This is a genomic window from Stappia sp. P2PMeth1 (assembly GCF_900185735.1).
Classification (GTDB): Bacteria; Pseudomonadota; Alphaproteobacteria; order Rhizobiales; family Stappiaceae; genus Stappia.
On sequence record NZ_FYAW01000011.1, the window covers coordinates 172,218 to 188,166 of the forward strand.

Sequence of the window (15,949 nt, forward strand, 5' to 3'; positions counted from 1 at the left end):
TGGTGAAGAAAAGTCAGTTCAGGGGATTGGCGAACCAGGCATAGCCGACCAGCGCCGCGACGCCGACCAGGATGCCGATGGCGAAGGCCGCGAACGGTCCCCACAGGCCCCGCACCGTCGGCACGCTGACCGGCTGGGCGGCCGGCTGCGGCTGCACGGCGGCCTCCGGCTGCGTCGTGCGCGGCGCCTCCTTCAGGCGCTTGTTCAGCCAGTCGCCTTCCACCGCCCGCTCGCGCTCCAGCACCCGCTCGGCGATATATTCGGTGATGCAGTCGGCCATGTCGTCGAGTTCGGGCGTCTCGAGGATGACGGTGCGGCCGAGCCTCGTGTCCTTCAGGAAGCGATAGGTGCGCTTGTCGCGGCCCATGGCCACGTGGCTGGTGATGTCGATCCACAGCCGCGGCAGGTTGCCCGGCACGATCTGGAAGGAGAACTGGTCGTCGTCCTCCGGCACTTCCTTGAAGACGTCCTGCAGCTCCTCGGCGAGGAGTTCCAGACGGGCCCGCTCCGATTCCTGCAACTCCACCACCACATCGGTGCGCTCGACCTCGGCGAACTTGACCTTCCGGATGGCCTCCCGAAGGCTGCGCACCTTGGCGTGCGGTACGACATTGTCACGCGTTCTGGGCATCATGATTCCGATTCGAGCGAGGTAAACGAACCCTTAATAAAACCTGTACCATAGACAGGCATTAACCGCAGCATCGTGGGCAGTCGTTCGCGAGTCGTCCACGGACAAACAACGAGTTATAGTTAACGGAGATTAAGTCTTCTCCATGGCAATCAGCAGTACAGACCGTGTCCGCCAGGCCGCCGCTGAGGCCGGCCTCACCATCGACATCCGCGACATGCCCTCCTCCACCCGCACGGCGGAGGATGCGGCCAAGGCCTGCGGCTGCTCCGTCTCCGAAATCTGCAAGTCCCTCGTCTTCCTCGGCAAATCCAGCGGCGAGATCGTCCTGCTGCTGGTCAGCGGCTCCAACCGGGTCGATGAAGCCGCCGTCGCCCAGCGCATCGGCGAGGAGCTCGGCCGCGCCGACGGGCGCACCGTGCGCGAACGCACCGGCTTTGCCATCGGCGGCGTCGCCCCGATCGGCCATCTGGCGCCGGTCAAGGTCTATCTCGACGAGGATCTTACCCGATTCGAAGGCATCTGGGCGGCTGCGGGCGCACCAAATGCCGTGTTTGCCACAACTGCGTCCGATCTTTTGCGGGCGACCGGCGCCGCCGTCATCCGCATGACGGCCTGATCCGGCCTCACTCGCCCTCGACCACCGGCGCGATCACCGGCGCGATCACTGGCACATGGCCTGCCGCCTCGCGCGGCAGCACGCCGGCCAGGCGCGGGTCGTCGGCGATCTCGATCGCCCGCTTGTAGGGCGTGAAGCCGCTCGCCCGGTAGAAGCCGAGCGCCTGCGGGCTGTCGGCGGTGCAGGTATGCACGAAGAGGCGCCGCGTCTGCGGCCGCGACCACACCCGCGACAGCGCCTCGTTCATCAGCCAGCGCCCGGCGCCGTTGCCGATCTCCTCCGCCACCAGCCCGAAATAGGCAAGCTCCACCTCGGCCGGATCGGTGAAGTCGAGTTCCAGCAGGCCGACCGGCGCGCTCTCGCGCGCCTTGCGGCAGAAATAGACCTCGTATCCCGGCCGGGTCAGCACCGCGGCGAGATCCTGATCGCCCATCGTCAGCCGGCCGAACCACAGCCAGTCGTCGCCGATCCGGCGGAACAGGGCGCGATATTCGGCCGGGTCGGGCCGCTCGATCCGCTCCAGCGACAGGTCGGGCCGCTCGGCCCGCCGCGCCAGCGGCCGGGCGCGCATCTCCAGATAGGTGACGATGGTCGCGACCTTGCCGGCCGGCAGGTCGGTATAGCCCGCAAGGTCAACAGTGATCGACGACGACATACTCGCTCCTTGCGCAATGCGATGCGGCACGGCTTGAGGTACCCGCTCCGGCGGCAACGATCAAGCGCCTCGCGTTGGCGCGAGCCCCGCCATGCGATAGGCTCGCCCACGCCCCCGCCCGATCGCAGGACCCGTGATGCCGCAGGCTCCCCTTGCCACCACCCCCGCCGCCACCCCCTCCGCAGAAGGCTTCCGCATGCCCGGCGAGTTCGCGCCCCATTCCGGCTGCTGGATGGCCTGGCCCGAGCGGCCCGACAACTGGCGCGAGGGCGCCGCCCCGGCGCGCCGCGCCTTCGCCGCCGTTGCCGCCGCGATCCATGCCAGCGAGCCGGTCACCGTCACCGTTTCCTCGGCTGAGGGGCGCGCGAGCGCGCAGGCGCTGCTGCCCGCCGGCATCCGCATTCTGGACATTCCCTCCGACGACTGCTGGATGCGCGACATCGGCCCGACCTTCCTGACCGGTCCGGGCGGCGAGGTCCGCGCGGTCGACTGGCGCTTCAACGCCTGGGGCGGCGCGGCAAACGGCCTCTATGCGCCCTGGGACCGGGACGATGCCATGGCCGCGCATGTCGCCGAGGTCGAAGGGGTGCAGCGCTACCGCGCCCCCTTCGTGCTGGAGGGCGGCGCCATCCATGTCGATGGCGAGGGTACCGTCTTCACCACCGCCGAATGCCTGCTGTCGGCGGGCCGCAATCCGCAGATGACCAAGGCAGAGATCGAACAGGGGCTGAAGGACTGGCTCGGCGCGACCGCCGTCGTCTGGCTGCCGCGCGGCGTTCATCTCGACGAGACCGACGGCCATGTCGACAACCTGCTGCATGTCTGCGCGCCCGGCACCGTCGCCCTCACCTGGACGGACGACAGGGGCGATCCGCAATACCAGCGCTCGGCGGAGGCGCTCGACCTGCTTTCCACCTGCGTCGACGCGCGCGGCCGCCGCTTGCGCGTCATTCGCCTGCCGATGCCCGGCCCGCTGCATATGAGCGCGCAGGAAGCCGCCGGCATCGCCGCCGGCGAGACCGGCATGGCGCGCAGTGCCGGTGAGCGGCTTGCCGGCAGCTATGCCAATTTCTACATCGCCAACACCCGGGTGGTGTTTCCGCTGCTCGACGAGCGGCATGACGGCGAGGCCGCCGCCCTCCTCGCCGAGCTGTTTCCGGGCCGCAAGATCGTCGGCGTTCCGGGGCGCGAGATCCTGCTCGGCGGCGGCAACATCCACTGCATCACCCAGCAGGTGCCGGCCTGACCCGCCCGCCGGCCGGTTCGCTTGCATTTCGCAACAGGCTGCCGCTGCGGCAGAGCGCGTCGCTAAGGAATTGTTAACCCCCGGCTGGGACACTGGAGAGGTCTTTCGGCACAGCAACTCTGGCTTTGGCCAAGCATCAGGGATCGCACTCCGTCACCATGTCGCTCATCGGCAAGACATCAGGCAGCAGGATCGGCAGCGGCTTCGGCAGCACCAAGAAGCTGTCCGCCTATCAGCAGATGCAGCAATGGAGAACCAAGCAGCGCCAGCGCACCGAGATGCTCGAGCGGCAGAACGCGATCGGTGCCAACCTCTTCGCCGTCGGCGTCAGCGAGACGCAGACCGCGACGGAGATGCTGTTCAACAACGTCGCGGCCCGGGTCAAGAAGGAAGCCAAGGCCAAGCTGGCGGAGCAGGCCGACACCATCGACAAGGCCCTCGGCACCATCGAGGAGCAAAAGGCCAAAGGCGTCGACATCAAGGTCTGAGCGCCGATTCCCCCGAGGTTCCCCCGACGTTCCCCGACACCTCGTTTCCAAAAAGCGCTGTTCGGTGCCCGCGTGGCTCTGGGCGCCCGCGGGGCTCCGGGTGCCCGCCGTATCGTCACACCGTTCCGACCGTCTTCAGCCTTGCGCGGGCATGCACCTCGTTCTGGCTCATCACCGTCGTATGGGCGCGGAACCGCTCGACGATCGAGCGCACGAAGGGCCGGGTCTGCGGCGAGGTCAGCAGCACCGGCACCTCGCCCAGTTGCGCCGCCTGTTCGAAGGCGTCGCGCACCAGGCGGACGAAGTCCTGCAGCTTCGACGGCGCCATGGCCAGCGAGCGTTCCTCGCCCTCGCCGACGATCGCCTCGATGAAGGCCTGTTCCCACTGCGGCGTCAGCGCGATCAAGGGCAGATAGCCGCCGGGCGACTGGTTGGCGGCGGTGATCTGCCGGGCCAGCCGCGAGCGCACATGCTCGGCGATGGTCGCCGGGTTGCGGGTGAAGCCGGTCGCCTCGGCGATGCCTTCCAGGATCGTGCCGAGGTCGCGGATCGAGATCCGTTCGGCCAGCAGCGCCTGCAGCACCCGCTGGATGCCGGACACGGTGATCTGCCCCGGCACGATGTCCTCCACCAGCTTCGCCTGCTCGCCGGTGATTTCCTTCAGCAGCTTCTGCACGTCCGCATAGGTCAGCAGTTCGGAGACATTGCCACGGATCGTCTCGGTCAGGTGCGTTGCCAGCACCGTCGCCGGGTCGACCACCGTATAGCCGCGCAGCGCCGCGTCCTCGCGATACTGCCCCTCGACCCAGGTCGCCGGCAGGCCAAAGGTCGGCTCCGTCGTATGGGTGCCCGGCAGCTTCACCTGGCCGCCGCTCGGGTCCATCACCATGTAGTGGCTCGGGAAGAGCTGGCCGTTGCCCGCCGGCACTTCCTTGACCTTGATGACATAGTCGTTGGCGCCGAGCTGGATGTTGTCGAGGATGCGCACCGGCGGCATCACGAAGCCGAGATCGGCGGCGAGCTGGCGGCGCAGCGCCTTGATCTGCTCGGTGAGCTGGTCGCCCTCCCCGCTCTGGCCGTTGATCAGGGACAGCAGGGCATAGCCCAGTTCGATGCGCAGCTCGTCCATCTTCAGCGAATCCGTCACCGGCGGCTCGCTTGGTGGCGGTGGCTCGGCCGCCGCCACCTCGGCGATGCGCACTTCCTCCGCCGCCACCGTCTGCGCCTTGCTGGAGCGATAGGCGAGATAGCCGGCAAGGCCGGCAAGGCTCAGGAACGGCAGCATCGGGATGCCCGGCAGCATCGCCAGCGTCACCATCACGAAGGACGACATGCCGAGCGCCTTGGGATAGCCGGAAAGCTGCTGGCCCAGCGCCTTGTCGGCCGAGCCGGCAACACCGGCCTTCGACACCAGCAGGCCGGCCGCCGTGGAGACGATCAGCGCCGGGATCTGCGAGACGAGGCCGTCGCCCACCGTCAGCAGCGTGTAGGACGCGGCCGCCTGCGAGAAGCTGAGGTCCATCTGCGCGACGCCGATGATGATGCCGCCGATGACATTGATGAAGGTGATCAGCAGGCCGGCGATGGCATCGCCCCGCACGAATTTCGAGGCGCCGTCCATGGCGCCGAAGAAGGAGCTTTCGTCCTCCAGTTCGCGGCGCCGGCGGCGGGCGGTCGCCTCGTCGATCAGGCCGGCCGACAGATCCGCGTCGATCGCCATCTGCTTGCCCGGCATCGCGTCGAGGGTGAAGCGCGCCGCGACTTCCGCGATACGGCCCGAACCCTTGGTGATGACGACGAAGTTCACGATCACCAGGATCGCGAAGACGATCAGGCCGATGACGAAATTGCCGCCCATGACGAAGTTGCCGAAGGCCTGGATGACCTCGCCGGCGGCATGGGTGCCCTCGTGGCCATTGGCCAGGATCAGGCGGGTGGAGGCGAGGTTCAGCGCCAGCCGCAACATGGTGGCGATCAGCAGCACCGTCGGGAAGGACGAGAATTCCAGCGGCTTCTGGATGAACAGGCCGGTCATCAGGATCAGCACGGAGAAGATGATCGAGATCGCCAGGAACAGGTCGAGCATCATTGCCGGCATCGGCAGGATCAGCACGACCAGGATGATCATGACGCCGAGCGCCAGGGCGATGTCGCCGCGCCGGACCGTATCCCACATCGCCGCCAGCGTCGGCATGCCCGCCGGCAGGCGGAAGCCGCCGCCGCCCGCCGCGCCCCCCGCCGCGCCCGAAGCCGCCGCCGGGATCTGGCTCACACCCTGGGAACGACCCGGGGCGCCCTCGCCCCCGCTCACCGTCACATCGCTCATGCCATGCCCTTCATCGCACCCGCCGGCCGGAGCCGGCCGTCACCCGACCCGTTCCGCCCTCAGGCGACGGCGATCCGTGCCTCGCCGGGTCCGGGGACATCGACCCCCTCGTCGGCATACTGGTTCAGCTTGTTGCGCAGGGTGCGGATGGAGATCCCGAGGATCTTCGCCGCATGGGTGCGGTTGCCCAGGCAATGATCCAGCGTATCGAGGATCAGTTCGCGCTCCACATCGGCGACGGTGCGTCCGACCAGGGCCCGGCTGATCGCCTCGGCGGTGGCCGCCACATCGGCGGCGAGCCGCGCATCGGGGCTGGCGGCGCGGGCGATCGGGCTGCCGTCCGGCATGCGGATGGCGTCGACGTCGATCTCCTCGCCCATCGCCAGCAGCACCGCCCGGTGCATGGTGTTCTCCAGCTCGCGCACATTGCCCGGCCACGGATTGGCGAGCAGCATGCGCCGCGCCTCCTCCGAGATCTGCCGGCGCGGCACGCCGTTCTCGCGGGCGTAGCGCTCGACGAAATGCGAGGCCAGCTCGATGATGTCCGTCGGCCGCTCGCGCAGCGGCGGCAGCTTCAGGTTGACGACGTTGAGCCGGTAGAGCAGGTCCTCGCGGAACGTGCCGGCGCGCACCGCCTCGGCAAGGTCGCGGTTGGAGGTGGCGATGATGCGGATGTCGACGGGCACCGGCTTGCCGCCGCCGACCCGGTCGATCACCCGCTCCTGGATCGCGCGCAGGAGCTTGGCCTGCAGCCGCACGTCCATCTCGGAGATCTCGTCGAGCAGCAGCGTGCCGCCATTGGCCTCCTCGAACTTGCCGATCCGCCGGGCGATGGCGCCGGTGAAGGCGCCCTTCTCGTGGCCGAACAGCTCCGATTCCAGCAGTTGCTCGGGGATCGCCGCGCAGTTGATCGAAATGAACGGGCGGTTGGCGCGGGCCGAGCGGGCATGCACGTAGCGGGAGATCACCTCCTTGCCCGAGCCGCTCTCGCCGGTCACCAGCACCGAGGCGTCGGACGGGGCGATCTGCTCGGCGAGCCGCACCACGGTGGCCATCGCCGGGTCGCGATAGATAATGCTCGACTGGTCGCGCGCCACCGCCGCCAGCACGGCGGCGATCATCTCCGGGTCCGGCGGCAGCGGGATATATTCCTTGGCGCCGGCGCGGATCGCCCCGACCGCCGCGCTCGCGTCCGTCTTGACGCCGCAGGCGACCACCGGCAGGTGGAAGCGCTCGCCCTCCAGCCGCTCGATCAGGTCGGCAATGTCGAGGCCGACATCGGCCATCACGAGATCGGCGCCGCGCCCGGCGCGCAGCACCTTCAGCATCTCCTCGATCGTCGCCGCATGGGTGACCGAGGCGCCGCGGTCCATGGCAATCTTCGAGGCGGTGATCAACTGGCCTTCGAGCGTGCCGACGATCAACAGTCGCATGGGTCTTCTCCTTCCGATCAGCGATCGGACTTGATGATTTCCGTCATGGTGACGCCGAGCTTGTCCTCGACGAGGACGACTTCGCCGCGCGCCACCAGCCGGTCATTGACATAGATGTCGATCGCCTCGCCGACCTTGCGGTCGAGCTTCAGCACCGTTCCCGGCGCCAGCCGCAGCAGTTCCGACACATGCATGCGCGAATGGCCGAGCACGGCCGAGATCTGCACCGGCACGTCGAACACGGCTTCGAGGTCCGCGGCGCTGCGCGCCTGCGAATGGTCGCGCTCGACCTCGCGATGGGGTTCCTGCGCCTCCATGTCGGCGAGCTGGAAGCCGGTTTCCTGCATCTCGTTGGGATCGCTCATCCGTCATTCCGCCCCTCGGCGGCCTCCTGGTTGAGGGCCGCTCTGTGCCCCTTGCCGGCGCGCCGGCCCTCGAAATAGCGCTTGGCGGCCTGGTCGACCTGCCGCTCGATCGCCTTGCGGTCGCGCACGATGCCGCCATCCGCCCATTCGATGCGGCAGTCGCCGGCGGCGATGTCCGGCTCGCCGAGCAGCACCAGCCGCCCGTCGAAGCCCTTTTCGGCGACCAGCGGATCGAGCCGCCGCTTCAACTCGGCCATGTCGCCGTCGCGCACCCGGATCACCAGATGCGGCGCCCGCCGCAGCGGCCCCAGGCATTCCGAGATCAGCGCGATGATCTCGCCGAGCGGCTCGCGGGCGATCAGATGGGCGCAGATCCTGCGCGCCACCAGGAAGGCCAGCGCCACCGCGTCCTTCTCGTGCCGGGCCTGCTCGACGTCGAGCTGGCCGATCAGCGCCGAGACCGATTCGGCCAGCCGTCCCGCCTCGTCGGCAAGGCGGCCTTCCTCGCTCTGCTGCTGCTCGCCCAGCGCCTCGGCGCGCCCGCGCTGGAACGCCGCCTGCTCGGCGATCGCCAGCAGTGCCTTGTGCTCGGCGAGCGTGATCGTCGGCTCGGCCGGCTCGACGATCTCCTCCACCTCTTCCTCGTCGGGAAGCTCGATGGCCGCGAAATTGCGGTCGAAGAGGAAGCGGTGAACCTTCATGTGCGTGCTCGCCATCCTTGTCGTCATCGTTCAGGCCGCTCAGTAGATGATCTCGTCGTCGCCCTTGCTCTTGGAGAGCATCAGCTCTCCCTTCGCGGCGAGATCCTTGGCGGTGGCGACCATGCCGGACTGCGCCTCGTCGACGTCGCGCAGGCGGATCGGCCCCAGCGCCTCCATGTCGTCCTGCATGATCTTCGCCGCGCGCGAGGACATGTTGGAGAAGAAGAACTCGCGCACCGCCTCCGACGCGCCCTTGAGCGCGATGGCGAGGCGATCCTTCTCGACGTTGCGCAGCAGCGTCTGGCAGCTTCCCGCGTCCAGCTTCATCAGGTCGTCGAAGGTGAACATCAGCGTCTTGATCCGCTCGGCCGAGTCGCGGTTCTCCTCCTCGAGCGCGGCCAGGAAGCGGGCCTCGGTCTGGCGGTCGAAATTGTTGAAGATCTCCGCCATCATCTCGTGGCTGTCGCGCCGCGAGGTGTTGGTCAGGTTCGACATGAACTCGACCCGCAGCGTCTGCTCGACCTTCTCCAGAACCTCCTTCTGGATCGCCTCCATCTTCAGCATGCGCGAGATCACCTCCAGCGCCAGCTCCTCCGGCAGGATGCCGAGGACCTTGGCGGCATGGTCGGGCTCGATCTTCGACAGCACCACGGCGACGGTCTGCGGGTATTCGTTCTTCAGGTAGTTGGCGAGCACGTTCTCCTGCACGTTGGAGAGCTTCTCCCACATGTTGCGGCCCGCCGGCCCGCGGATCTCCTCCATGATCAGCGACACGCGCTCGCGCGGCAGGAAGCTCGACAGCAGCCGCTCGGTCACGTCGACATTGCCGTTCAGCGCGCCGTTGCTGGAGATCTTGCGCACGAAGTCGATGAACAGCTCGTCGAGCATGTTCGGCGTCACCGGTCCGAGCCGCGACATCGCCGCGGAGACCTCGCGCACCTCCATCTCGTCGAGCTGTTCCCAGATGCGTCGGCCGTGCCGTTCGCCGAGGGCCAGCAGCAGCACGGCGACGCGCTCGACCCCCTTCAGTTCGCGCTCCTTCTCGGTCGCGCTGATGGTCAGATGGGTGCCCTGGGCGGACTGGATGCTGCCTGCGATGCTCATGCTGCCTCATTCATCCAGCCGCGGATGATCCCGACTGCCTCGTTCGGATATTCGTCGATCAGCGCGCCGACCTTGGCGATGGTGGCGACCTGCATCGCGCCTTGCGCCTGCGCCGCCTCCAGCCATTCGATGCGCGGCGGGCCGTCGCTCTCGCCCTCGCCGAGGCCGGACTGGCCGGAATGGTCGGCGAGCATCGCCGGCTCCAGCGGCTGGCCGTCGGCGCCCAGCAGCACCGGCATCGCCTCTTCTTCCTTGGCCAGGATCCGCTTGACCAGCGGGCGCACCGCGAACAGCGTCAGCAGCAGGGCGATCAGGAACAGCACGCCGAGTTCGACGAAGCGCATCAGGTCGGCGCGGGTGAACTCGAACAGGCCCTTCTCCTCCTCGCCGAGGGTCGTGTGCGGCGACTGGGCGAAGCGCAGGTTGACCACCTCGACGGTGTCGCCGCGGCGGGTGTCGAAGCCGACCGCCGACTGCACCAGGGTGCGGATCCGTGCCAGCTCCTCCTCCGTGCGCGGCGCATAGACCATGTCGCCGCCGGCGTCGGGGGCATAGACGCCGTCGACCAGCACCGCGACGGAGAGCCGGCGGATGCCGCCCGCCTCGATCACCTCGGTCTTCACCGACTTGGAGATCTCGTAGTTGACGATCTCCTCGGACTGGTTGGCGATGTCGCGGTTGCCGGCCTCGCCGGTCTGCTGGTCGCCGCCGGGCACCTGGTTGGCGGCGGTGACGCCGCCCTGGCGCCCGGTCGTCGAGGAGTTCTCCTCGCGCGACTGGGTCGAGCGCACCACCTGGCCGTCCGGATCGAAGGTCTCCTGGGTCTCGGAAATCCGCGTGTGGTCGAGTTCCAGCGCCACCCGCACCCGCGAGCGGCCGACACCGACCACCGAGTTGAGGATTTCCTCGATCTGGCTGCGCAGCCGCGCTTCCATCGACTGGGTGCGCTCCTGCAGCGAGGAGGCGAGGAACCCCTCGCCCTGGTCGCCGGCGCCGCTGGCCAGCAAGCGGCCGGTCTCGTCGACGATGGAGACGAAATTCGGCTGCAGCCCCTCGACCGCGGTTGCCACCAGGTGCTGGATCGCGCGGATCTGTCCGGGGTCCAGCTCGCCGCGCACCGACAGGGCGATGGAGGCCGAGGGCGGCTGCGCGTCGCGCTGGAACAGGCGCCGCTCCGGGATCACCAGATGGACGCGGGCCGACTTGATCCGGCCGATGGAACGGATGGTGCGGGCCAGTTCGCCCTCGAGCGCCCGCGTCCGGTTGATGTTCTGGACGAAGCTGGTCGAGCCCAGCGTGTCGGCCTTGTCGAAGATCTCGTAGCCGACCGAGCCGCCGAGCGGCAGGCCCTGTTCGGCCAGCCGCATGCGGGTGCGGAACACGTCGGCCTGCGGCACCAGCAGCGTCGCGCCGTCGTTCTGGATCTGGTAGGGGATCGCCAGGCTGTCGAGCTGGGAGATGATCGCCGAGGAATCCTCGAACGTCAGGTCCGTATAGAGCGGCGTCATCTGCGGCGCGGTCACCCGCAGCATGATGAAGGCGAACACGCCCACCAGGATCGCCGCCACCGCGCCCATCGCGCCAAGCCGGGCCGGGCCGAGTGTCTTCACAAGATCCGCAAGTCCGTTCACGTGCCCACCCGTCGATGCTGTCGCGGAAAACCTCTGAAAAGACCGGGCCACCCAGGGCGGCTCCTTGGGGATGAGGGGGATGGAAAAGCCACCCCGGATGGCCGGTAGGCAATTTTTGCCCGCCAGATGGTAAACGAGTGGTTAACGCGCGTTAGGAAAGGGTAAAAGTCGCGGACTTTCCGCTGCTTATCGTGGCGAAATGCGATAGGAGACCGGCAAAATCGACCGGGTCGCGTTAACCTTTCGCGAAGCGTAATGAGTCGCGCCCCGCCCGGCGCATCAGCGCTTGAGGACCGCGCCAGGGAGAGGATGAAGCGACAAGCACCCGCCGGGGTTACCTCTGGTTCCCGGCTCTCCGGCTTCGCCTGCGGCCGGGATGACCTCCGTGGGGGAGGCACGGCCTCACCCCATCTCGGAGGTCACCCCCGGTCGCGCGCAAGCACGCGCCGGTCACCCCACCCACGGCCGTCACACCGGGCAAGCGCTAGCGCGACCCGGTGCCCATTGGCTGCCAGAGCAGCCGAGACGGCACACCGCCCTCGCGTTTCGCCCTTCCGGACGGCGCGCCCTTCCGCGCTCGTCCGTCTCCGTGCGCCCTCCCGGACGCAATCCTCTCCCCGCGTCTTCCCGGACGGCGCGCAAGCGCCGAGCCGGGACCGGCGAGCCGAGGGCCTCCGGGGCACGCTCCCGAAAAACTCCTCGAACGCCCCTGCCTCCCCGGTCCCGGATCTTCGGCCTCGTCCGGGAAGACGCCAAGGAAAGGTCTGTGCGACAAGCGCCGTCTGAACACCGGCGCACGAAAACACAGAGAGGCCGGCGTTGCCGCCAGCCTCTTCAAGGATCGTTCTGTGCGAAGGGCGGTGTCTCGGGCAGGACGGGCTTGCGGGGAAGCGAGCCGGCCGGGCCTGCCGTCTTATCCTGCCTCAGTTCCGGTATTGCTGGACCCGCGTCGCGCGCAGCCCGGCAAGGCCGTGGCGGTCGATCGAACTCTGCCAGGACAGGAATTCCTCGACGGTCAGCGTATACCGCTTGCAGGCCTCGTCGAGAGACAGCAGTCCGCCGCGAACGGCGGCCACCACTTCGGCCTTTCGCCGGATCACCCAGCGACGGGTGGTCGCGGGCGGCAGATCGGCGATCGTCAACGGTGACCCGTCGGGACCGATTACATATTTGACACGCGCACTTGCTCGGTCGGTCATTGTACACTCACACTCAACATGACCACGTTGACTGTGAATGTAACGGTTTGCCTTTAAAAATTACCTAAACGGGAAGCAACAATTCGGTAAGAATTTGAACGACTCGGCCTCCGTAAAAGGTGTCGTCAGCCGAGGAAAACCCTGCCTTCGCACAGGTTCCCTGCCCCTTGCAAAATGAGAACGAAAAAGGGGCGGCGAAAATTTCTCGCCGCCCCGTGCAATTTCCACCCGCCGGCCGGCCGGCCCGATCAGTTGCGATTGACCGAAAGCACCGAGGCCGCCGACACATAGATCCCGCCGATCTTCAGCATCGCTCCCGAGGAGGTGAACTCGATGCCCTCGACGGTGCCGGAAATTTCCGTCGCCACCGGCACGGTCGGGCGGTTGTTCGCGTCATAGCGGGCGATCGAGATCGAGTAGGCCCCCTCCGGCGCCGACGATCCGGCGGTCGTGCGCCCGTCCCAGGTATAGATGTTGGCGCCATAGGACAGGTCGGCATCCTCGGCGAAGACCACCGCGCCGAGGCTGTTGCGGATCTCCACCCGCGCCTTGCCCGATTCGGGCGAGTCGTAGGTCCACTTGGCCTCGCCGTCCTTCAGGCTGGTGGTGTTGCCCGCCGCCGTGACGTTGGTGCCGAGGTAGCTGACATAGCTGGAGGCCGTCGTCGCCGCCATCACCGCCAGCAGGTCGCTGAGCTGGTCGTTGGTCTTGATCTGCTGTTCGACCGACGAATACTGAACAAGCTGCTCGGTATACTTCGATGAATCCATCGGGTTCAGCGGATCCTGGTTCTTGATCTGGGTCGTCAGGATCGACAGGAACAGCTCGTAATTGTTCGAAAGCGCCGTCAGCGAGGCGGAGGTGGTGGTCGCCCCGCCGCTCGTGCCGCTGCCGCTAATGCCGCTCGTCGCCATCTCGTTCACTCCTGTCGCCGTCCGGCTCCCGCCGGGGCGCGCCGTGCCTTGCGGGCTATACCTGGATATCGAGGGCGCCGCTGGCGCCGCTCACATAGGCCCTGGCTGCCGCCATCGGCAGCGTGTCGCCGTCCTCCTTCTGGAGGCCGCCGCCCTCGCCCGGCGCGAGGCGGTCATTGCCGCCCTCACCCCGCTCGAAACCGGCGAAACCATTCTGGTTTTTCAGCGACATTTCGAGTCCTCCGCTTTCCAGCTTGAGGCCGGCGGCATCGAGTGCCCGTTCCAGCCCGCGCTGGTCGCGCAGGAACATGTCCAGCGTCTCGCTGCGTTCCACGGAAAGGTGCGCCCTCACCGTGCCGTCGCGCGAGACCTTCAGTTCGACATCCACCCGGCCGAGTTCCGGCGGGTCCATACGGATCTGGAAGCGCGTTTGCCCCTTCTGGGCAAACCTGGCGACTTCCGCCGCCAGATGAGCGCTTGCCACTGCCACGTTCTGTGGCAGCGCCGCCGTCGATCCGCGCAAGGCGGCGGTTGAAGCCTGGGCCTGCGCCTCGGCGCGGCCGATCTCGATCTGTCCGTCGAAGCCGTCGAGCGGCCTGTCGCCGCCCTGCGGCTCGCCGGCCGTGTCCGTCATCGCCGCCGCGAAGGCGAGCGCCGCGGCGCTGACCCCCGGCCGCTGTGTCTCGCCGGATGCCGCACCCGGAGCGCCCGCCGATGCCGGCCGCGCCGCGGCCGCCGGCCTGTCGCCGCCCGCATCTGCGCTTCTGGCATCCGCGCTCCTCGCCAGCGCCGCGAAGGCGTCCGCCTCGCGGCTCGCGGCCTCGCTCAGCACCGCATCGCGCGCCTGCGCCGAAGCCAACCCCTGCGGCGGCACCGGCATCGATGCGGACTGTGTCGTCCCCGCCTGCGATGTGCCTGCCTGCGGTGTACCTGCCTTGGTCGCGCCGGCCTTGGTCGCTTCGTCCGTCTTCGTCGCCCCGGCCTGAGACGCACCGGTGGCGGCCGCCTGCAGGTCCACCTTCAGGCTCGCCGGCACGGATGGCTGCGTGTTCGCCTGGGCAGCGGTCTGTGTAGTGGCTTGGGCAGTGGCCTGGGCAGCAGTCTGGGCAGTGGCCTGGGCGCGCGCTGCGCTCTCGCCCGTTGCGCCGGCCGAACCGTCGTTCATCTCGGTCACCGTCACCTCGACGCCGGCCGGCAGGCTGGCGCCCTGCCGCGCGAGGGTGGAGGCAGCCGCGCGCATCGCCGCGGCGGCGTCGGTCCGCACGGCCGCATCGCTCTGCATCCGCGCGGTCGCGCCGCTCCGGTCGCGAGGCGAGGCCACCGGCCGCGCCGGAGCCTCGGGGGCGTCAGGCAGCGCCTCCTCCGCGCCGGGCATCGCTGTACCGGGCGCGGCCATCGCGGTCGGTGCCGGACGCGGCGCATCTGCCGAAGCCGCAGCCTGGGCCTGCGTTTGAGCCTGGGCCGGGGTTGGGATCTGCGGCGGCAGCGCATTCGCGATCCGTGTCGCCGCATCCGCGCCGGCGCCAGGCTGCCCCGCGCTCCGAACTGCGCTCTGGCTCACGCTCTCGCCCATGCTCTGGCCAACGCTCTGGCCAACGCTCTGGCCAACGCTCTGGCCAACGCTCTGGGCAGCACCCCGGACCGGGCCCTGTCCGACGCCCCGCGCGGCATCACCAGCCGTGCCAATGCCAGTGACAGTGCCAATGCCAGTCCCGATACCAGTGCCGGCCTCCGGCGCCAGCATCCTCGCCGCCAGTCCCGCGGATGTCGCGCGCACGGCCGGCTGCGCGCCTGCCGGCGCGGTCTCGCCCGCCTGTTCCGTTCCAGCCTGTTTCGTTCCGGCCTGTTTCGTTCCGGCCTGTTCCGTCCCGGCCGCCGGTCGCGTCGCGGCGCCGCTGGTCGCGATCGTTTCGCCGCCGCGCCGTGCCGTCGCCGCCATCTTCCGGGCAGCCTCGGCAAGCTCGGCCTGCGCGTCCGTCGCCTTGCCCGCCCCGTCCGCCATCGCGGCGGCCGTCCCGCCGCGCGGGGCCTCGGGCGCGTCGCTGTCAGCGGCGTCGGTCTGCGGCAGGGCCGCAAGATCGCCGGCGGCATCCGACAGATGCGCAACGAGGGCGGCCACCGCCGCGCCGGCGAGCGGCGCCGCCGGACCCAGCATCGCTGCGGCAACACCCAGGCCTGCCGGCGTCGTCGCCAGAACTTCAGCCGCCTTGCCGGCCGTGGCGATCAGCCCGGAGAGAATTCCGGCGCGGCCCCGCTCCTGGCCCGTCTCGGAACCAGCCGCATCGCCCCCACCGGCCTCAGCTTCGGCCTCGGCTTCGGTCTCGACCGGGGCATGCGCCGGCGCATCGGTCCGCACCTCGCCGCCCGCCGCGAAGGCGGCCGGCAGGCTCGCGGCCACGGTCTCGGCAAAGCTCGCGGCAAGGCTCGTGGAAACCGGGTCAGCTTCGCTCCCGGCCAGGTTTTCACCTGCGGTCTCGCCAGTGGTCTCGCCGACCCCTTGGACCCGCCCCTCGTTGCGCCCGGCCATCAGCGCCGAGACGAGATCGTGCCGCGCCTCGCCGGCAGCAGCAGCATCAAACCGCAAGGGCAGGCCGGCAACCGGCATCCGCCCGGCCGGAACCGGCACCACGCCCGCCG

At 68.9% G+C, this 15,949-nt stretch carries 14 protein-coding genes; 3 read left to right on the forward strand and 11 right to left on the reverse strand.

Annotated elements, in window-relative coordinates; all coding sequences use genetic code 11:
- Window positions 1–13 precede the first annotated feature (13 nt).
- Window positions 14–631, reverse strand: a complete 618-nt coding sequence (locus P2PM1_RS06740; RefSeq protein WP_186398604.1) for a hypothetical protein — start codon at window positions 629–631, stop codon at window positions 14–16.
- A 145-nt stretch (window positions 632–776) separates the two neighbouring features.
- Here P2PM1_RS06740 and P2PM1_RS06745 point away from each other — a divergent pair, with 145 nt between their 5' ends.
- The gene (locus P2PM1_RS06745) at window positions 777–1,250 is read left to right on the forward strand and encodes a YbaK/EbsC family protein (RefSeq protein ID WP_186387185.1); all 474 of its coding nucleotides are present in this window, start codon (window positions 777–779) and stop codon (window positions 1,248–1,250) included.
- A gap of 7 nt (window positions 1,251–1,257) precedes the next feature.
- Here the strand turns inward: P2PM1_RS06745 and P2PM1_RS06750 are convergent, their stop codons facing one another.
- Window positions 1,258–1,905, reverse strand: a complete 648-nt coding sequence (locus P2PM1_RS06750) for a GNAT family N-acetyltransferase (protein WP_186398581.1) — start codon at window positions 1,903–1,905, stop codon at window positions 1,258–1,260.
- 136 nt (window positions 1,906–2,041) lie between these two features.
- Here P2PM1_RS06750 and aguA point away from each other — a divergent pair, with 136 nt between their 5' ends.
- A complete protein-coding gene (gene aguA, locus P2PM1_RS06755) occupies window positions 2,042–3,151 on the forward strand; it encodes an agmatine deiminase (protein WP_186398582.1) in 1,110 nt (369 codons plus the stop codon).
- A 125-nt stretch (window positions 3,152–3,276) separates the two neighbouring features.
- Window positions 3,277–3,639: a hypothetical protein gene (locus tag P2PM1_RS06760; protein WP_186398583.1), complete on the forward strand. Its 363-nt coding sequence runs from the start codon at window positions 3,277–3,279 to the stop codon at window positions 3,637–3,639.
- A gap of 115 nt (window positions 3,640–3,754) precedes the next feature.
- Here the strand turns inward: P2PM1_RS06760 and flhA are convergent, their stop codons facing one another.
- The 9 genes from flhA to P2PM1_RS06805 all read right to left on the reverse strand — a co-directional run.
- Window positions 3,755–5,965, reverse strand: coding sequence for a flagellar biosynthesis protein FlhA (gene flhA, locus P2PM1_RS06765; protein WP_186398584.1), 2,211 nt, complete (start codon window positions 5,963–5,965; stop codon window positions 3,755–3,757).
- A 59-nt stretch (window positions 5,966–6,024) separates the two neighbouring features.
- On the reverse strand, window positions 6,025–7,398 hold the full coding sequence (locus tag P2PM1_RS06770; RefSeq protein WP_186394522.1) for a sigma-54 dependent transcriptional regulator: 1,374 nt from the start codon (window positions 7,396–7,398) through the stop codon (window positions 6,025–6,027).
- 17 nt (window positions 7,399–7,415) lie between these two features.
- Complete coding sequence (gene fliN, locus P2PM1_RS06775) at window positions 7,416–7,715, reverse strand: flagellar motor switch protein FliN (RefSeq protein WP_244293028.1); 300 nt, start codon at window positions 7,713–7,715, stop codon at window positions 7,416–7,418.
- Window positions 7,716–7,759: 44 nt separating this feature from the next.
- The gene (locus tag P2PM1_RS06780) at window positions 7,760–8,479 is read right to left on the reverse strand and encodes a FliH/SctL family protein (RefSeq protein ID WP_208985204.1); all 720 of its coding nucleotides are present in this window, start codon (window positions 8,477–8,479) and stop codon (window positions 7,760–7,762) included.
- A gap of 24 nt (window positions 8,480–8,503) precedes the next feature.
- Window positions 8,504–9,568, reverse strand: a complete 1,065-nt coding sequence (gene fliG / locus P2PM1_RS06785; protein WP_186394524.1) for a flagellar motor switch protein FliG — start codon at window positions 9,566–9,568, stop codon at window positions 8,504–8,506.
- Window positions 9,565–11,199: a flagellar basal-body MS-ring/collar protein FliF gene (gene fliF, locus P2PM1_RS06790; protein WP_186398586.1), complete on the reverse strand. Its 1,635-nt coding sequence runs from the start codon at window positions 11,197–11,199 to the stop codon at window positions 9,565–9,567. The genes fliG and fliF overlap by 4 nt, the downstream gene beginning before the upstream one ends.
- Before the next feature lie 923 nt (window positions 11,200–12,122).
- A complete protein-coding gene (locus P2PM1_RS06795) occupies window positions 12,123–12,398 on the reverse strand; it encodes a DUF1153 domain-containing protein (protein WP_067217848.1) in 276 nt (91 codons plus the stop codon).
- 248 nt (window positions 12,399–12,646) lie between these two features.
- Window positions 12,647–13,312: a flagellar hook assembly protein FlgD gene (locus tag P2PM1_RS06800; RefSeq protein ID WP_186398587.1), complete on the reverse strand. Its 666-nt coding sequence runs from the start codon at window positions 13,310–13,312 to the stop codon at window positions 12,647–12,649.
- A 55-nt stretch (window positions 13,313–13,367) separates the two neighbouring features.
- The coding region (locus tag P2PM1_RS06805) for a flagellar hook-length control protein FliK (RefSeq protein WP_186398588.1) at window positions 13,368–15,949 on the reverse strand (2,582 nt) is incomplete at its 5' end.

Bases quoted from the DNA above. Each gene is read 5' to 3' on its own strand.
- P2PM1_RS06740 (WP_186398604.1), bottom strand. From the start codon at position 631: ATGCCCAGAACGCGTGACAATGTCGTACCGCACGCCAAGGTGCGCAGC.
- P2PM1_RS06745 (WP_186387185.1), top strand. From the start codon at position 777: ATGGCAATCAGCAGTACAGACCGTGTCCGCCAGGCCGCCGCTGAGGCC.
- P2PM1_RS06750 (WP_186398581.1), bottom strand. From the start codon at position 1,905: ATGTCGTCGTCGATCACTGTTGACCTTGCGGGCTATACCGACCTGCCG.
- aguA (WP_186398582.1), top strand. From the start codon at position 2,042: ATGCCGCAGGCTCCCCTTGCCACCACCCCCGCCGCCACCCCCTCCGCA.
- flhA (WP_186398584.1), bottom strand. From the start codon at position 5,965: ATGAGCGATGTGACGGTGAGCGGGGGCGAGGGCGCCCCGGGTCGTTCC.
- P2PM1_RS06770 (WP_186394522.1), bottom strand. From the start codon at position 7,398: ATGCGACTGTTGATCGTCGGCACGCTCGAAGGCCAGTTGATCACCGCC.
- fliN (WP_244293028.1), bottom strand. From the start codon at position 7,715: ATGGAGGCGCAGGAACCCCATCGCGAGGTCGAGCGCGACCATTCGCAG.
- P2PM1_RS06780 (WP_208985204.1), bottom strand. From the start codon at position 8,479: ATGGCGAGCACGCACATGAAGGTTCACCGCTTCCTCTTCGACCGCAAT.
- fliG (WP_186394524.1), bottom strand. From the start codon at position 9,568: ATGAGCATCGCAGGCAGCATCCAGTCCGCCCAGGGCACCCATCTGACC.
- P2PM1_RS06795 (WP_067217848.1), bottom strand. From the start codon at position 12,398: ATGACCGACCGAGCAAGTGCGCGTGTCAAATATGTAATCGGTCCCGAC.
- P2PM1_RS06800 (WP_186398587.1), bottom strand. From the start codon at position 13,312: ATGGCGACGAGCGGCATTAGCGGCAGCGGCACGAGCGGCGGGGCGACC.